The following is a 503-nucleotide window of genomic DNA, read 5'->3' on the forward strand; positions in this document are numbered from 1 at the left end:
ATAGCTTCAATACTGTTCGTAGATGTAATTGCTCTTTTTGTAGTATGAGAGGTGCGGTTGCCGTGTCGGCGGAACTATCGGGAATTCAGGTTTTAGATGGAAAGGAATATTTGACTGAATATCGCTTCAATACAAAGCAAGCCGCTCATTATTTTTGCTCTAAGTGCGGAATCTATACCTTCCATCAACGCAGATCTAACCCTAAGCAGTTTGGCATCAATGTGGCTTGCTTAGAGGGTGTGTCACCGTTTGATTTCGAATCAGTGAACGTTATGGACGGTATTAACCATCCTAGCGATGGCGGTGCAGGGATTATTGGCGTTATAACTTACCGAAAAGCAACTTCCTGAGAATGGGGCGTGAAGATGTTGTGGTAAACACTTCAGTAGAAAGTAAGGGGACGGGCGTCTCGCCTTGCTCACGAAATATCATTCCAGCATTCTGATCTCACCCCATATAATCGGTGTGAGATGAACCATGGCAAAACGTTATTCCCTTAGTGA

The 503-nt window shown here is 44.1% G+C and carries 1 protein-coding gene; it reads left to right on the forward strand.

The features are described from left to right. On the forward strand, positions 1 to 350 hold a 350-nt coding region (locus SJI19_RS24750), incomplete at its 5' end, for a GFA family protein (protein WP_323480884.1). Between the last annotated feature and the right edge of the window lie 153 nt (positions 351 to 503).

The organism is Acerihabitans sp. TG2, assembly GCF_035013185.1.
Taxonomy (GTDB): domain Bacteria; phylum Pseudomonadota; class Gammaproteobacteria; order Enterobacterales; family Enterobacteriaceae; genus Acerihabitans.